Source organism: Candidatus Krumholzibacteriota bacterium (assembly GCA_034520215.1).
Taxonomy (GTDB): Bacteria; Krumholzibacteriota; Krumholzibacteriia; order Krumholzibacteriales; family WJIX01; genus JAGHBT01.
This window is the reverse complement of sequence record JAXHNR010000001.1, coordinates 814,247-832,112: the sequence shown is the minus strand read 5'-3', so window position 1 is coordinate 832,112 and position 17,866 is coordinate 814,247. Positions and strand designations below refer to the sequence as shown.

The 17,866-nt window shown below is 44.5% G+C and carries 10 protein-coding genes; 1 reads left to right on the top strand and 9 read right to left on the bottom strand.

From position 1 onward, the window contains the following. Positions 1-86 precede the first annotated feature (86 nt). Both U5O15_03510 and U5O15_03505 read right to left on the bottom strand, forming a co-directional pair. Complete coding sequence (locus U5O15_03510; GenBank protein ID MDZ7859728.1) at positions 87-2,420, bottom strand: hypothetical protein; 2,334 nt, start codon at positions 2,418-2,420, stop codon at positions 87-89. Positions 2,421-2,423: 3 nt separating this feature from the next. After that, a complete protein-coding gene (locus U5O15_03505) occupies positions 2,424-3,476 on the bottom strand; it encodes a DNA repair exonuclease (GenBank protein ID MDZ7859727.1) in 1,053 nt (350 codons plus the stop codon). Positions 3,477-3,823: 347 nt separating this feature from the next. On the opposite strand from U5O15_03505, the gene U5O15_03500 reads away from it, so the two are divergent. Beyond that, positions 3,824-5,398: a C69 family dipeptidase gene (locus U5O15_03500; GenBank protein MDZ7859726.1), complete on the top strand. Its 1,575-nt coding sequence runs from the start codon at positions 3,824-3,826 to the stop codon at positions 5,396-5,398. Between the two features lie 37 nt (positions 5,399-5,435). Here U5O15_03500 and U5O15_03495 read toward each other — a convergent pair whose 3' ends face one another. The 7 genes from U5O15_03495 to U5O15_03465 form a co-directional block, all read right to left on the bottom strand. Then, a complete protein-coding gene (locus U5O15_03495; GenBank protein ID MDZ7859725.1) occupies positions 5,436-7,124 on the bottom strand; it encodes a POTRA domain-containing protein in 1,689 nt (562 codons plus the stop codon). Continuing rightward, the gene (locus U5O15_03490) at positions 7,090-10,491 is read right to left on the bottom strand and encodes a hypothetical protein (GenBank protein MDZ7859724.1); all 3,402 of its coding nucleotides are present in this window, start codon (positions 10,489-10,491) and stop codon (positions 7,090-7,092) included. The genes U5O15_03495 and U5O15_03490 overlap by 35 nt, the downstream gene beginning before the upstream one ends. Further along, positions 10,488-11,462, bottom strand: a complete 975-nt coding sequence (locus U5O15_03485; GenBank protein MDZ7859723.1) for an NHL repeat-containing protein — start codon at positions 11,460-11,462, stop codon at positions 10,488-10,490. Before U5O15_03485 ends, U5O15_03490 begins: the two co-directional genes overlap by 4 nt. A gap of 223 nt (positions 11,463-11,685) precedes the next feature. Next, entirely contained in the window at positions 11,686-12,561 is an 876-nt protein-coding gene (locus U5O15_03480; protein MDZ7859722.1) for a hypothetical protein, read from the bottom strand. Between the two features lie 11 nt (positions 12,562-12,572). After that, complete coding sequence (locus tag U5O15_03475; protein MDZ7859721.1) at positions 12,573-13,592, bottom strand: hypothetical protein; 1,020 nt, start codon at positions 13,590-13,592, stop codon at positions 12,573-12,575. Between the two features lie 20 nt (positions 13,593-13,612). Further along, positions 13,613-16,819, bottom strand: coding sequence for an immune inhibitor A (locus U5O15_03470; protein ID MDZ7859720.1), 3,207 nt, complete (start codon positions 16,817-16,819; stop codon positions 13,613-13,615). A gap of 26 nt (positions 16,820-16,845) precedes the next feature. Next, entirely contained in the window at positions 16,846-17,847 is a 1,002-nt protein-coding gene (locus U5O15_03465; protein ID MDZ7859719.1) for a PorV/PorQ family protein, read from the bottom strand. Positions 17,848-17,866: the final 19 nt, after the last annotated feature.

Genomic DNA, 17,866 nt, shown 5'->3' with positions numbered 1-17,866 from the left:
CTGAAGCAGTATCTCGTATTCTCTATCCTTATTTATTCAATTATTAAAAGTTTTTTCCGGTTAAGCTCTAAACAATCCGCATATCTTCAGGAAAAGATACTCTTGATTTCAATATATTTGACCGCGCCTTTTCTGATATCCTTTTCCAGAACACTTTTAACTTCTCCCTTTGAGGAGAAATAAATAATCTGCCATCCTCTTCGAGCAATATTCTTTAAAGTCTCCATCTGCCTTTGTAATCTTTCCGGGTCGGCTTTAATGAATGGATCATCCATAATAAAGAAACCCCTTTTATCTTTCAGAAGTTTTTCACCAAGGGCGAGGCGTACAGAAAAATACAACTGGTCATATGCGCCTCCTGAAAGCTTTACGGCTTCGAGTATTCTGCCATCTTCTCTTCTTACTTCTATATTATCCGTTTCCCTGTTGTAAATAACCTCTTTATAAAATCCTCCTGTTATTTCAGCAAAAAATTCCGAAATCAGGCTCTCTTTTCCAAAAAGCTCTGAAACCTTCTCCTTTTCCTCTCTCTCTATTTCTTCAAAGATCTTTATTATTTCCATAACGTTTTCTTTTGTGTCTTTCCTTGTTGCCATAAACTCCCTGAGTTTATCCTTAACCGCCCTAAGATCAACCGAGGTAGAGCAGAGTAAATGATCGTGCCGGTTTATCAGAATGTTATTAGCCCGGCGCTGGACATCCCCTAGTTTACCCAGAATATTTTTCATTTTATTATTTATTTCTTCATGCTTGTCACCCAGTATTTTCTTCTTTTCTTTTAATTCCACTCTGTAGGATTCATTGTATTCTTTACCTGCGGCCTTATCCCTGTACCTCTTAAGACCTGCTGTTTCCTTCTCCCAATATAAGATATTCTCTTCTAGTTCATCCCCTTTCCTGTCAAACTGAGTTGATAAAATATTCTTCTCTTTTTCGATTAATCTTCCTAATTCATACTTCAATTCAAGCTTTCTTTTATAGCTTTCAAAAGATTCTTCTTTGGACTCTGTTTTTAATCTTGTGATTTCTCTTTCAGCAGCTTTAATTTCATTCTCAACTTCCGGGATTCTTTTTTTATCCAGGTTATCGAATCTGCTTTCAAGATTCTCTTTCTTTCTTCTTATCTGGTGTAATTTATCATTCTTCCCTCTATATTCTTCGTCAAACTGCCGTATTTTTTCAATCACACCGAATAAATCCCCGGCATCCAATCCAAATTGTGATAAGGCAATCCTGCTGCTTTCAAATTTCTCCGTGAGCCTCCCCTCTCCTCTTGCTATCTGCCCCTTAACTATCACTGCGGTTAGCAACGGAATAAAAAACAACGCAGCGGAAATATAAAATAACGATTTTGAAGAAAAAATTATTCCCGCCATCGAGAGCGCGAGTAAAATAGCGGAGATAATCATTATTCCCGAAATAAAACTGTTTTTCTTCTTCTTTTTTTCAAGTTTCTTATGACTGGATTTATAATCCTCCAGTTGCGGTCTTATATCATAATCTAATGTTTTTTTTCTATCATCGAGAATTTTAAATTCCCTTTCCTTCTCTTCCAATTTTTCAGCTATTTCTTTAAGTTCTTCCCGGATCTCTGTTAACTCTACGGATAATTTTTCTTTTTTACCGGCGCAGTCCTGAATTTCCCTTTCACAATCTCTCCATAATTGCCTGTCGTCTTCATTGAAAATTCCAAAATCCCGCTTCTTCAAAAGAGCTTTTTTCAACTCCTCCAAAGCCTCTTTTGCCTTTCTATATTTCTCTCTCTCCCGTGCATATTCGAGACTTTGTATCTCTTCGTCAATTCTTGCTATTTCTCTATTCAGCCTGGCCGATTCCTGTTCAAATTCATCAAATCCTTCTTCGTCGATTTGATCGGACAGAACATTTATCTCCTCGATAAGTTTTTCCGCGCTGTTAATTCGAGTCTTCAGTTTCTCACCTTCAACGTCTTTGAAAATTCCCGTTGGTGTTATCTTACCAATATCTTCGAGATTTTTCATTATCCTGGAGATTTCCCCGGTCCTTAAGCCCGTCAAACGGTCGGTTACACTTGTGTAGAAATCACTTTCATCTTTCGGATCGGCGGCAATCGACAGATCGCTGTTCCTTACAACGAAGATATTACGGCACTCCGAAACACTCAGGTCAGCATTATCCGTGAGAGTTCCGGCCTCGGGCAGTTTTACCTCCACGTTATTATTATCTAAGATCAGATAACCCTCCGGAATTTCCTCCACCCGGTTTATCATTTCGAAGCAACCAGCCTTCTTCCCTCCCAGCAGCATCTTTACAAGAGCGTCAATTGTAAGGGTCTTGCCATATTCATTCCCCCCCCATAACAGATTAAAATCACCTAGAACGGTCCTGCCTCTATCGGCTAACGGACCGTAATGTGTTATGGAAAATTCCTTTATCTTCAAAGCTTATCCCCTCATCATCGCCCTGAGTGTCAAATTAAGCAGATGCTTTTTCTTAACCTCGTCGAAGCCCTTCCCTTCAAGTTTATTTCTAAAATCCTCAAAGAGAACGCTTTCAAAGGTGTTGATATCTCTGAATTCGAGATTCTTTTCAAACACTTTACCGTCGGCGATTTCGCTTATCTTTCCGGCAAGTTCCGTTTCATTCAAATTGGTTCTCTTGCTGTCTATAAAACCGTTGATTCTCAATATAACCCTGGCGCCGCGATGAACATCTTCGAGATGCTTGGTGATTATCTTAACCGGATCTTCATCCTTGAATGGATCAAGTTCGATATTTATTTCTTCGAAATGCGGAGTGTCCAGAGAATATTCTCCGGGTTGCCTGCCCGGCTCAAAGATATTGATCTTTCTTCTTCCCGTCTCTCTTTTCGTTATCGATACGGGTGATCCGGGATAAACAAAGTATCCGCCATTTTCTATCTCCCACACCCTGAATTTTGAATGGAAGTGTCCGGCAAGCACATAATCGATATTTAAATCTTTAAAGTAAGAAAGCTTGACCGGCATATACCTTCCTTCTCCCTCACTGCCAAAGTCTTTCCTGTGAAAAAAAGCGTCTAAAAGCTCCCCGTGAAATAGCAGAATATTCTTCTTTTCGTTCTCGATGTTTTCCGCCAGCCAATCAAGCTTCCGCAGAATCTTCTCACCTTCTATATTTTCAAAGGGTAATCCCCATATACATAAATCCTCATACTTATAGGGCTCTTTCAAATCGGTCAACTTAACAACATCTTCTCCAAGATATTCCCCGCCTCCGTAAGATTCTATATCGTGATTGCCGGGGATAAGAACCACCTTAAACCCGTTGTCAGAAAAGAGGCTGCGGATTTTGGGCCTCAAAGCGTCGCCGTCAATATCATGATCAAAAAGGTCGCCGCTTATAACAAATATTCCAACACCTTCCTCCCGGGCAATTTCAATCAGCCTCTGAAGGGTTTTCCACCTTTCATCCTGATGATGCCGTAAATGGATATCCGCTGTGTGCAATATTTTCATACTGTCACCTGTTTTTACCCGCTCGAATCAGCTGTTATTAATTTAAAAAATCCACCTGAAACCTTAAGTGCCGATACACTTCGGCAGCAGGCACTATTCACCCTCTATTAATACCAGCTTTTGAGCAAATCCGTACACCTTTTTTTCCGGATAATAGATCTGGCGGTTAATTTCAAATTAGATCCATTCAAATGCCGGGGGTATTTGAAAATTTTGATATCCCGGCCGCCGTTTTTCAGTCGATTCAAAAGTGGCGATATTAAACCTTGCCCGTAGAGCCGATCTGTAATAGATATTATATAGGAATGAACGGCGGTAAAATATATCAAAGAACTGGGAGCAGAACAATGATAACAAAATCAGGAATCGAAAATGTCAGTACTGTAATCATAACAGTAGTTATTTTAATATTCTTAACTTTCAGTGATTCAAACAGCTGTACTACCCTCATAGCGGGCAGGGGTACTACCGAGGACGGATCGATACTTTTTGCCAAAACCGAAGACGACGATGCTGATTATGCCGACTATCTCTGGTTTGTGCCGAGGAAGAAACATAAAAAAGGAGCGATGATAAAACTCAGCGGGGGTAACATGATACCGCAAGCGGCGGAGACATACGCCTATTTCTGGGATCAGGTTCCGGGCAGTGAATATTCAAATGCCGTAGTCAACGAATGGGGGCTTTCGATTGGAAGCGACGCCTGCCCATCAAGAGAGGACTCAATAGAAGAAGTTGAAAAGAGGGGAGATATCTCAAAGGGCGGGATCGGCTGGCGGCTGAGATTTATACTCGCTGAGCGTTGCAAAACAGCAAGAGAAGCTGTCCAGCTTGCCTCAGAACTTCTCGACAGATATGGATACAGGGGGTCAGGAAGAACGCTTGACATCGTATCTCCATCAGAAGCGTGGATCCTTCAGATGGTAAGGGGAAAACAATATGTCGCACGCAGGGTAAAAGAGGACGAAGTTGTTCCAATCGCTAACACATACACAATTCGCGATGTCGATACCGACGATGAAGATAATTTTACATGTTCAGACAATTTAATAAAATACGCGGAAGAACGAGGCTGGTACAACCCGGAAAGAGACGGCAAATTCGACTTCGCGAAAACATACGCCAGTAAAGATTCACATACCGACATAAGAAATACCCGGCGGTGCTGGATTATGGCAAAAGCGGTCAATAGAGATTTTCCTCTCTCAAGGGAAGAAGCGGACCGGGGGAAAATGCCCGTATCGATAAAACCTGACAGAAAACTGTCATTGAAAGAGATGATGAATATTATGAGAAATCATTACGAGGGAACAGAACTGGACTCTTCCAACGGATACGAGAGATCCCCGCACAAAACCGAAAGCCGCCCTATATGCACATATTACACGCGCCGCACAACCGTAATACAGCTTCGCGAATGGATGCCCGCGGAAATTGGTACAGTAATCTGGAGAGCTCTCTACGAACCGTGCAGCAGCGGATTCGTGCCCTGGTATCTATGCGCGAGAGATATTCCAAAAGCCTTCAGGAACGCCCCGGTCAGTTTCTACGATACTGATAAAAGCCTTTACGAATACCACTTTAATATGCCGGAAGAAAAAGGACACCTCGATATGGACTCAGCTTCCTACATTTTCGGTCTTATGGCGGGACTTGTCGACTCCGATTACAAAAACGTAATAGACCATGTAAAGGAAATTTGGTCTGATTTCGAAAATTATCAATTCAGAATGCAGGGAAAGGTCGAGGAAACTGCGCTTAAACTGTATAAAAGGGACAAAGAAGGGGCGAGAAATTATCTGTCCGATTATACTACCTCCAGGGCGGCAGAATCTATTAATACCGCCAAATCTATCATAAATACACTTGAGTACAGACTCTGGAACGCGAAGCAGGGCACGAGACTTGCCCCCGGTAATTAAGAATACTATAAGAAGGGGGCATAATATTCAATTGGGATCAGAAAGTTTCGAGTAAGGAAACATGGATTCTGGCTTCATCCATCGAGAGTTTTCCGGCGAGACCGAAACTCAATTCGACAGTTCCTATATCAGAAGATGTTCTTAAACCGAAGCCGAATCCGTTTTTCAATTTCCAGCCGCCCGGATCTCTGAAATAACTTCCGATATCGTCAAAAATGAATACGCGGCTTTCCCCTCCCAGCCTGTATTCTAAATTTACATAACTTACCCTTTCACCTCTGAACTGATTTTCGCGGAAACCCCTGAGTGTTCTCGCGCCGCCCATCGGGAACATCTCCGCTACATGAATATCACCGCGGGAAAAAACCCCCTTGGAAACCACGCCGGAGAATAAACTCTGGTTTTCAATCGTCGGTATAGTCAATGAGAGATCAATTGAATAGATAAACTGCCAATCTATTTTGGCCGCCCCATCCCTCGGGTAATTCTTCTTTCTTCCCCCTTCAATCCGCCCGTCGAACCTGAAGATCGCCCCCGAGGTCTTTTCCATTCCAAGCCTGAGACTCTGCCTGACGCTCCTCTTCAAATTACCCCCCGATGGAATTATATTTCTATCCGCGGAAATTCCAATCACACTGTTAACTCCCCAGGGCCCGTACGGCAGTTTTAATTCGAACAATCCCGTATGCATGTTGTAGAGCGAATCATCAACCGCCTGTTTTATTGAAAATGATACAGCGGCAGGTGTGGAAAACAAGAACGGCTCATTATATCTTATCTGGGTTTCCGAATATTTTATTCCGTCGTTGAACCAGGATAAACCCGCTTTTCTTCCCGTTCCCGCTATATTATCGAGCTGAATATCAAGCCGGCCGTTCATCTTATAGTCACCGCTATTGTCTTTGCGTGAAAACCCGAGCGCTCCCTGGAAAAAACTACTGTTCTTCTTTTCCTCTACAGGCATGACGAGTATAAAAACGTCTTCCCTGTTCTTCTTAATCTTCCCCTCGCCGACAGATTTAAAAAGACCGCTCCTTTCAAGATTCCTTTTCGCCCTTCTTATCATCTCTTCACTGAATACATTCGGTATATCAATACGGGAAGCCATCCGGACTAAAGAACTGTCTGTTCTGGTCAAACCCTCGAATACGACTTCTGATATCACCGCTTTACGGCCGCTTACAATCGAGAAAGATATATCAACTTCATTCTTCTCTTCATCCAGCCGGAAAAGTGTCATCCAGACCTGAGCGAAGGGAAAGCCGGAATTATTATACAAATACATGGTGTTACTCATCATCTTTTGTATAACATCCGGATAGAACGGATCGCCTTTATTGAGTCTATCAAGCCCCCCTTTTCTGCCGCTTAACAATGATCTGTCCCCGGATATATTTATTTCATCTACGCGGGTTAATTCTCCTTCTTTTACTTCAAGTTCAATATCAATACCGGAATTTTTCCTGAGTGTATCAACAGATATTCGTGCCGCCAGACGTCCATGCAGAAAATAGAGTGAATCGAGACGGTTTATCTCTAACTCAACAACAGAATCGCTATATTCGGTCCCCTCCTTCAGAAATGAAGGAGCTATCGACTCTTCGCTTCCAATAATATTAAATCCTCTCCGCGTTACCCTCTTAATAACCTCAGCGCCGGCATCGGTAATAAATACCGCGCTAAGAAGGAAACTAGAAAGAAGCGCGGCTTTCCACCTTAAAAACATGTACAATCCTCATCTCATCCGTATAATCTCTTTCTCTTCTTCCCGTGTAGTTTATGCCCATCGATATATTCTTGCCAAAACGGTACCTTCCGTTAATATTCCAATCCTGTCTCATCCCGTCTTCAAGAAAGAAAAGGGGTTGCCCGTTATCCTCCTCAACCCCGGTATATGTCATCTTCAGGAAAGCTGAAATATTTATTTTCACACCTAAAGACATATTCACAGCCGGCCTGGCTGAATAAGACTTCTGCCTGGATAACGAAAACTCATCTTCCCTTTTTTCGTAAGCGAATTCCATAGAAACTCTTGAATTAGGTCCATAACGGTATTCTATTTTATTCGAGAAGAGAGTCGACTCTACACTGTAGTTCTGAGCAGCGGGATTACCTGAACGGCTGCGATTAGCACCCTTAGCTGCTTCAAGCGATATACTCAAGGAAGAATTTGGTATTGCGGCGGCGCGGAGTCTATATTCATTCATATAACGGGAAGCCAGGGCGCCCTCAGTTCTGTTATCTTCTTCATCTTCCCTGGTCATAATAAATCCCAGGTTGTATTTCTTTACATCTTTCAGGAAATTCCATTCCTGACGTAATTTATTGGAACCGAAGAGTGTTACATCATCGCGCTGAAGAATTTCCGGATCCAGCGTATAAAGTCTCATCAGCTGGTCTGTCTTTGATTTTTCAGTCACGGAAAAGAAATTGTCCATGGAAACATTCCTCTTTATCAAGCCGAACCATCCTGAATCTTTACCCTTTCCAAGCCCGATCCCCCTTATTCCCTTTCCGAAACTCAACCGCCATGTTAAATTTACTTCTCTAACAACCTGTTTCTCTCCGCCCGGGATGTATACCACCATATAATCCCCTCTTTTCTGGCCGACCTCTCTTCCCTCTTCATCATAATCTCCTTCATTTTCACCAACGAATATAACCGCTCTCTGACGTCTCCTCTCCTCCCCCGATTGAATTCTGTATCCGAGATCGGATGTTAATCCCACCCTGCTCCATGAATCGCGATATCTCACTCTTGCCAGATCATGGACACCGGAGCTGCCGTATTGAATATCCTTTTTTTTCCGATGACTTATAAAAAAATCGACAACTTTCCGCCCTCCCGAATAAGACCCTGAAAACCTTACCTCGTCATTTTCTCTCGCCCTGAACCAGAATCGATCTGAATTTCTCAAATTATCAGTAGCTCTATGTGAAAAAGACAGCTTCCCTGAGAAATCACCCGTATCCCTCGAAGAAAGTGAAATAATATTCCTGTAGTAATACCTGCCCGTATCCGGCTTCGCGTCTGACAGGCTGCTGTATCGTTCGGTGTCGAAAAAGATACCGGGAATAAGCTTCCATAACGCGAATTTACCCTCAGCAAGGGCAAAATCTCTCTTTCTGTCACTTCCCGTTTCCGTCTTGAACCATTCGAATCTTATACCTCTCCTGCCTATATCGCCTATGTGTCCTGAAGATTCGGCCATATCAGCGGAAAGTCCGTTTGTTCTTTCAAGCCTTTTGTACTTTCCTTCAATCTGCCACAACCGGTCCCTTTTGAGCTGAAGATTAAGACCGGAGATATTTTCCCTGCCGGACAGCGGTTGGTCCTGAAGGTTCCAGTTACGGTAGAAGTAGGGTTTTCTGGCGCGGTCCGGCGATTTGAATCTTTCACTAAGGGAAGAGTATTCCCCGCTGAACGCCAAACGGGACGACATAATATCAAGGTCTCTAAGACCCCCTTTGATATCAAACGCGTATCCAACATTATCACCGTCTCCGATATCAGACATAGTGTTCCTGTCATAACTGCTGAGGTCTCCCTCGGCATTAAAGAAATAATGTTCACCGCCGGCTTCCGCGGATAATGCCGCCACATTCTTTTTCTCCGGCAGAGCCAGCGGCCGGCCTATTCTGTAATCTCCATTGCCCCTGCCTACATATTTATATTTAAGCTTTCCTCTGCTCGAAAATCCATCTGTTTCATAATCCCCGCCAGAGGCGACTTCATAGAAATCCAGTCTGTAATGAGCTCCTGACTCAACGAAAGTATAATGCCCCGGAGTTGACGAATCCGCTTCGTTGTAAGTATATCCGCTTCCCCCTTCTTCTATCTCCTCAATTCCTGACGCGAAGGCCTTATCCGGGTCATCGCCCGCCTTTTTAAGTGAATCTTTTTCTTCATCGGTAAATTCACCTCCAATAGGCCTCTTGCTGTCATCAGTTTCCCTGAAAAACAAACCTCTCAACTTGAGAGCGTCAGAAAAATAAGATGAAGCCCATCCGGCGTTAATTGTAGTTCTCTCATAGTTTCTTTCGCCAACCTGATATTCAACGACAATTTCAGAATCATCCGTGATGGGAACTCTCTCGGAAAAAGTTACCGAGCCTCTTGTATAATCAATTATATAATCATTTTCACTTCCCCTTTTCATTGCTGAGCCGTTCAGGTAAACAGATTCAGAACCCGGAATTATTATCACGCCGTTAAATCTTCTCGCGGGCAAAAGTTCATAGGGACCCTGGACTCCCTCCGAGCCTGTTATCTCAACTGTTTCGAATCTTCCCTTGGTTATCCCCCCTCCAATGACGAATCTTTGCCCACGGGCATTTACCTCTACGTTTCCCCCTCTCAGTTCTCTTCTAAACGAGGAAAATTCAGACCACACCATAGCTGTATTAATATCCGCGAGGTCGACCTCGGTATGCCTGCTCTTTATATTAATCGAGATCTTGTCCAGCCGTTTGAGCTCTTCAGTGTTTCCTTCAGCCTGTACCGGCAAGTTGTCATCAGAGAGAAAGGCGTTTACTTCGAGATCACGCGCCAGCTTGCCTGAAAGGGTGATATTCAAACTCTGATCAATTCCAAGTCCCTTTCTGGATCCTACAGAAAACCCTACCGACTTACTGCCTGAAACATTAAAACGGTATGGGTTGCTCTTAGAATTTCCAGAGACACTTTCCGCGGCAAACCCAGGAATATTATAGCCGGTTTTTCTTTCTTCCACGGATGGAAACCTTCTGGCCATTAGAGGCGGAAAGGAAAAGGGGTATCTTGAATATTCTATCTTAAGGACCTGTCCCTTCCGGGCAGGTTCAACCAGAACAAGAGTTCCCCTCAGGGTATTGATTCTGTAATCTTTTTCCTTAAGCGGCCGGCCGTCAATTGATATCTCTTCCGTCCCGGATATAATAAAAGTAACCCCCAGAAGAAGGCTTGTCTGGCCTTCTTTAAGAATATATCTTTTTTTATGAATTATTTGCCGCGCCGATTTTGCCGGGGCTGGCACCTCGGCGGATTGAATATTAATACCCCGTATAAATTGAAAAATCAGAAAACAAAGAAAGGCGTTTCGAAAATACTTCATGGCCGAGAATCCGGATAAACTATTCTGTAGATAATAACGGAGGATGATTGTGTGTCGGCTACAAATAATTTGCCCTCGAAACTAACTGAAAGAGCCGAAGGGGCAATATCATTACCGCAGTACGAATCGAGGCTCATAATAAACCTTCCCGAAGGCGAGAAAACGAAGACTTCACCACACTCCGTGTCAGCTACAAATATATTACCCTCGGAGTCGCCGCAGACTGATCTCGGATAACAGAATTCATACTCTTCACTTGACCCGAGAAGCATAAGGAATCTTCCCGAAGAGGAAAAAATTTGTATTCTCCTGTTTCCTGAATCGGCAACCGCGATTCGTCCCCCGGGAAGCAGGGACGCTTTCATGGGTTCATCAAAATAGCCCTTATCCCATCCGTAGGCTCCAATCTGAAGTTCTATATCCAGCAGAGGATTGAGGATTGTAAAGTGGTGACTTTCTATATCTGTCATCAGAAATCTTCCGCCGGTTCCTACCGACAGTGAAACGGGCTTTAGATTCTTATATTCAGCGAAGTCTATCAGTATGTCCAGATAGGCCCCTCTGTAATCGTAACGGAGTATTTTGTTACTTGAATAGTCCAGGATATAAACGAACGCGGCAGACCCCGACAGATCTATTGGATAAACAGAGCCGGAAAAGGAGGGAAGCTCAAACTCAACTGAATTACCACTTTGATCATACTTATACACCTTGCCCGCCATGGCGTCCGCGACATAGACATCGCCCCTGGGTCCGGCAAATATTCCCAGAGGTTCTCTCAATTCACCTTTACCAAGGTAGTTCCCGGAACCCTCCAATTCAATAACGGCATCGGTAGAGTCGGCCGGCATTATCATCTTTGCCGCTGTGCTGTCTTCGGCAGCAGCAGCAATATCATTGGTATATCCGTCAACCGGCAAAAAGAGGGAAAAAAGGACAAATTCAGCAGCGAAAAATAATCTTCTCGTCATTTTATGCGTTTCCCCGTATTCTGCCCCTGCGCTTAATCAGGGACATAAAACTTCTACGGTTAAGGGGCGGTAAAAATCCAACTCGATTCAGAATATTCGAGGCTCAAAGATCAATAAAAAACTTACTCCCTGGCGGCGTAAATAGTTAATCTATCTAAGAGACATTGGCATTGACAAGCTTCAGCTCACACGTTTGGGCAAAATCCCCTTACTCGAAAATATCTTAGAATGAGGTGTTTAAAAGCAGAGAAACACCTCTTTTGCTCTGCTCCATACTGACAGAAATACCAGACGCGGATTCATTATCTGAATCACCGCCCGAGGCCAATCTGCCGGCGTCCACCGCGCTGATTACTCTTATTCCGAGCATATAAAACAATGTGTATATTGCTCTTCTTTCCGCTGAATGACTCCCTTTGCGAAGAGAATTGTAGCGGTCATAATCACGCTCCGTCTCCCATCTCCAGCCGTCATCCCCCGTTAGACTGTTCTCCTGATAATAACTGTCACGGGCATCCGGATCGCTGTAGTAATCTCTCGCTTCACGCCTAACATCTTCATTATATCCGCCTATTCCGTCGTTACTCATATAATTGCCTATAGTTTCATAATAACTGTCGGAATGGCCGGTGCCGTCTACGCCGGCAAACGCAACGGCATAATCCTCATAGGCATCCTTGCGTGCGATACTCTGCCACGTAAATGCTCCAAGTCCTATCCAGGCGGCTCCTTCCAGAAAGAAATATATCTTTGATCTGATAGAATGCCCCATTTTCCTCTGTCCCAGGCCAGGAAGAAGAAAACTCCTGGCAGCCGCGCCGGAAGCAGAAATATCGCTGATTTGACTGCTCCCCGTATCCGAGGCTTCCTCTTCTTTCAGCATAGATGCTGAATAGCCGGCCGAGGGGGAGGATGAAATATCAAGGGGAATTTCACCTGTCGCTCGCCCTGAATAAAGTGAAGATTCAGAGGGGAAAAGTATATTTTCTTCATTATCACCATCTGCTTTGCTTTCACCATTCAAGGGGAAAGTGATTGAACCCGCGGTCAGTTGACCGGGAAGAAGGAATAAAAGTGTGAATATCAGAATCCTGCGCAAAGCGGTACCCCCTAAAATCTGTAATTTAAACTTAATCTGGATCTAACGGCGTTGTTTTCCAATTTAAGCGACCATCCCTCTGAATTTCCGGTGTTCTTTCCCTCTCTGTAGGCAACCCAGCCGGCGTGAATAACTGAAACAACCCGGGATGCTATTAATCCCATGATATGGTTGTCCGCCCTCTGGAGAAACTTGTTGCTTTCATCCCTCAGATAGACAAAATGAGTCCTGTGTGGTGTCCAGTAGTTGGGAACTCCCCCTAAATCTTCATACTCGCCGTTCCAGTCATCCCACCCGTAGAGAAAGGCATCATACTTACCCATATTCTCATAGTACTCCTCACGGTCATCCTCTTTGGATGTATAAAAGAAATAATAGCGAGAATCTTTAGCATTCTCATTGTAATACTCCCAGGTAGGACATAGATCTTCACCCTGATCTCTGCACCACGGATGATAAACCAGAAATGAATCCACGCTCCAGTGGGCGTCTCCGTACTCTTCATACTCCCGTTTTATATCCTTGCCCTCGTCATAATTTGCTTTATACCCATACCATAAATAGGCATCGAGGGCCATAAACCCTATCGCTCGTGTAAGTAAGGATAGATCGTCCGAGCCGGAATCAAGATACAGATACAATTCTCCGAGTCCGGGGAGAAGAGCGGATGAAACCATAGAAACTGCTATTCTCTTTTTATCTGCGGCGGAAAAAGAACCGTCTAAAGAGTTATCTCTAATCATTAGATCTCCAAATGAATATGCAGGTCTTTTTAGGCGTTCTCCGCGAAGCTTTATAGTCTCAGACCCTTTAAGAGTTTCAAGATCCACGGGCAAACCGCTTGTATTAAAAACAGATGCTGAAGCGATATTATTCTCTATTTCATCATTCTGAGTGTTAGAATTAAGCGTCAGGCGACTGGAAAGATTCCCTGTGTTATGCAGTCCTTTGGCTTTCCCCTCAGAAACCGGAATTAACAGCAAAAATAACACTGAAGAAAGTACGCAGAATTTAAGCAGTTTTCCTCTCAATTTATTTTTCTCCCCTTGGGCTATTTAACTATAGCGAATTTATCAATAATCTCCGCGCTTTTACCTTCAGACTTAATAACAACTCTTCCTATATACACTCCCGCCGCTTTATCAGACATCCCCGTGACGGAAAACCCGTGTTCTTCTCCTCCGATACATATCTTGGTCTTCTCAAGAATAATCTCCCCCAGGATATTGAAAACCTGAAGTCTCGCCTCGGCGCCCGACGGAGCGGAGAAGTGAAAACCGACCAGTTTGCCGCTGGAGGGATTAGGGTAGATAATCAAATTTGCCATATTCTCCCAATCTTCAGCGGGTTCAGACCAGCGCTCCCCTGAAACTGCAAACGAGGTCCTCCGGCGATTGCCAAAGACCGCGGACCAGGAAAGAGAAATGTCTTCAGAGGAAAAAGGACCTTCCCTCGATTCCACGGCTGTCTCTTCGGGCCTTCGCGAATAATAAGTTCCGTCTCCGTTCTCGAGTAGATCAATATATGTTATCAGCCCTTCATTGTCTTCACCCGCCGTTAATTCAACCGGTTGAGTAATTGAAGCGGCTATCCTTTCCGGATACCCTCCCCCCGCGAACTCCCCCTTGTGGTCCAGAGTATACAAAAGGCCGTTCTCAGTTACGGCTATAATATAAGACTCATCCCCTGTTGAAGCGGCAGAAAGGGGTGAGGCAATATGTTCCCTGAAGGTTGTAATATGCATTTCGTTGATATTACGAGGCCACCCTGTAAGGTCGGCGCCTGAAGGCCCCGACGCGTAGATAACCTCCCCCTCAGTACAAACTAAATCGAGTGAAGAATCACCGTTGATATCGATAATAAGAGGCAAACTCTCGATACCCTTGCCTATTTCCCTGCTCGATACAATCCCTTCCTTTGAACAAAGGATAATCTGCCCCCGTGACATTATAACAACATAAACTTCTATTCCGCTCCTGTCGGGCAGAATGTCTCCGGCGAGTAATACCGCGTCCCCCGCCGTTTCTTCCGCCCTGAGCGGAAGGGACAGAGAATCCACACTATCCAGTTCAAAATCCCACCAGTTGAGATTAACGTCAGCTGCGCCGCTTAAATCACCACTTAAATAGATCAGTTTGTCCGCGTAATGATTCTGATCTTCACAGACTGCCATGTTCGCTATATTCCCGGCTCGGCCCGAGAGCTGCCTGCTTCGGCTTAAATTTCCCGTGGAATCGAAAATTAATACGCGCCCTGTCGTATCAGCCACGGCGATATATACACCCTCATCCTTTTTCAGAACTACCGGATGTGTGCTTATTCCTTCCGTCTCGACAGGCCAGCCGGAAAATTGATTCCAGCTCAGAGTTGAAAAAGCGTTAATCACACCTGTTTTATCAGCTATCACAACGGCGCTTTCTCCTAAAGAGAAGCTGTCAGCAAATGCGACCGGTGTAACGGGGGCTTCGCCGAGTGAAAAAACGGGTGCCGGGCTGTCCGCCAACCATCCCCTTCCAAGTACATCAACAACAAGAACATCCCGGGGCTTTTCGAGTGTGACGATCCCCATTTCCGACAGCGCCGTATCGGCGGCTATAGTAATACTCGTTCTAAGTGCCCTCACGCCGGCTCCGAATGTCATAAGAGTGTCTCTCCCGGATATATTCTCCACGCTAACACCGGACGCGACATTGAGGTTGCTCCAGGCGAATGGATCGGAAAAAAAAGAATTATTTCCCTCGTAATAAGCGTCATCGTACCATCCAAGCCCGTACCATGAAGTCGGGTCCCCTAGGTCAAAGAATTCGTTAGCCTCCATAAGTCTTACGCCGAATATATCTCCCGTATTGATAATATTCTCATTCCATCTCTCAGCTATCAGTCTTTCGTCGATATGCCATATCAAGAGCCCGGGGCCCGTCTCCGTTGAAATTGTATCTGACGCGGTGGGAAGAAGAACGTCATATTCATTGGTTAATTTCAGTGAATCGCCATTAATGATGTGCCCCAACCCCACGATAACAGATGTCAGAGTATCCGGCACGAAGTAAGTCATTTCCCCATTAATCTCACAACAGCGATTTTCGATAAGATAGTATTCATCATTTGAAATATCTACTCTGATAATCTCGGAAGGGGATTTTTCAACAGCTCTCAAATCGATTGAGCTGTTGAATGCTTCAAGAGTGTCAACCTCGTCTATCCAACCCATGTAGTACCGCGACCAGGCGCTTAAGCCCCCTGGAATCACACCTGAGACAACATAAATCTCACCATTTGAAGGATCTGCGATTACGGCGTTCATCTGACCGCCGCTGTCCATATTGTCCCAGACGCCTACCGAAGGAGATCCTGTGTAAGTATTGTATAGATCGGGAAGCCCGAGCTGATGACCGAATTCATGAGCAAGAACCGCGGCAATACCTCCGTAGTAGTCATCCTGCAGACCGGTTTCAGGGATCACTGAACAATCGGTAATAACTTTAGCGCCGCCTTCAACCGTAATATAATCATCTTCTCCCAGTCTCGCGAAAAAAGAGGGTATATCGTTTGGAGAGTCATTGTTGACATCACTCTGCAGGTCAGCCCCAGCGTGAGCTAGAACTATAGCGTCAAATTCAGTGAAATCTATATCATTGTCAGCTTCTGTTACCGTAAGAGCATCTCTTAAGAATTCTACCAGCTTTTCTGTTGTCCAGCCGCCGTAATATCCCGGGCCGTAATCGGCAATATCTGTCAGTTTATAGCTGGAATCCTCCTCAACGGGAAATATTTCCCATGTAATATCCAATCTGCCGCCCGATTGAAAATGATAATAATTCTTAAGTCCCTCCATGTGAGAATTAAAATAAGCTTTATTATGCGGAGGAGGATCAATAATTACAGTTGAATCGGGCTGAAGCATAAATTCACCCCCGGTCTCTATGCTCGACAGGTCATCATCCCTGTCGGTCTTAAATCCTACCCGTATCACAGCCACGCGCCATGTACCCGAAACTGGGGGGATTGAACCAAGCAGAGGCCTGGATAAGGGTTCTTTCGAGAATCCCCTTCCCGACGGCCTGTCGAAATTGAATTTCTTTCTCCTCCGCGCGGGTCTCTTTACACCCTTTACTCTTCCCGTAACAGCGTAATTCCCCGACACCCTTTTCTTCAGCAAAGGAATATATCCGCTGTCGTTATCCAGTCCAAGCAGAGGAAGCGGAAGAAAGAGCAGAAATAATATTATATACAGTTTTTTTCTAAAGAATAGATTCAATCAGATTACTACCTCTCCAGGGGAAATTAAAACGAGACTCCAATCGACCAGCGGTGAACCCTTCCCAGCTCAACGCTTTGAGGTACGCTCGCGTAGTCTACTCTGATACGGTCATTGAAGATAAAACCCAGACCGTACGTCGGGGCCTTTATATCACCGTCTTCGTCATATATATATCCGGCTCGCACCGCGAATAGATCTGAATAGACAAATTCGGAACCCGCGTGATATATATTGGAGACATCGACAATAATAAGTTCCCTTTCTATGTCTCCAACAAATCTAAGCTCCACGACTTCATCCAGATAAGGGGTATAGGAAAATCCGGCCCTTACTGTTCGAGGAAGAGGGGCCGCCTGATCACTGTCCACATAGCTAACTGAAGGCCCAAAATTCGACAGGCACATTCCGAGATTTAACCTTTTTATTCGTCGACCGAAGAAATCAAGCTCAGGGACTCTCCAGATTGCTCCCATGTCCACTGCCACAGAATGCCCTTTTCCCTCTTTTCCTTCCACCGTGGCCCATTTTGGAGCAAGGCTGATATATACAAACTTGAAGTTCATACCAATGCTGAGATTATCCATTAACTTGATAGATCCGCCTATAACGGGAGAGACCTCGAATGAACTCGCGGTTCCCAGAGGCGGCGCGTTAGGATCATCCGACATCGCCTGCCATTCTCCATATGTAAGATACTGAATCGCGGCACCGACAGCAATACCTCCGCCCAGGTTACGAACTCCGCCTATATATTCAAAGAAAACATCCGAAGCCAATCCAGGTACCAGCTGAGAATGCATCAGATCAACAACTGAACCTTCAACCATTGACATACCAGCCGGATTCCACCATAGACTGGTTGCATCTTCAACTAAAGCGACATTACTCTGCCCCATACCATTGGCTCTCGCTCCGGGTGGAATTTTGAGGCTGTACGCGCCGCTTGTACCTTGAGCCGAAGAATCCTGCGCGAAACTCAACGCAAGAATGAAGCTAAACAACAGAATAATAATACTTTTTTTCATGCTTTATTTCCTCTCTCTT

Coding starts and splice junctions, on each gene's coding strand:
- U5O15_03505 (MDZ7859727.1), bottom strand. CDS start 3,476: ATGAAAATATTGCACACAGCGGATATCCATTTACGGCATCATCAGGAT.
- U5O15_03500 (MDZ7859726.1), top strand. CDS start 3,824: ATGATAACAAAATCAGGAATCGAAAATGTCAGTACTGTAATCATAACA.
- U5O15_03495 (MDZ7859725.1), bottom strand. CDS start 7,124: ATGTTTTTAAGGTGGAAAGCCGCGCTTCTTTCTAGTTTCCTTCTTAGC.
- U5O15_03490 (MDZ7859724.1), bottom strand. CDS start 10,491: ATGAAGTATTTTCGAAACGCCTTTCTTTGTTTTCTGATTTTTCAATTT.
- U5O15_03485 (MDZ7859723.1), bottom strand. CDS start 11,462: ATGACGAGAAGATTATTTTTCGCTGCTGAATTTGTCCTTTTTTCCCTC.
- U5O15_03465 (MDZ7859719.1), bottom strand. CDS start 17,847: ATGAAAAAAAGTATTATTATTCTGTTGTTTAGCTTCATTCTTGCGTTG.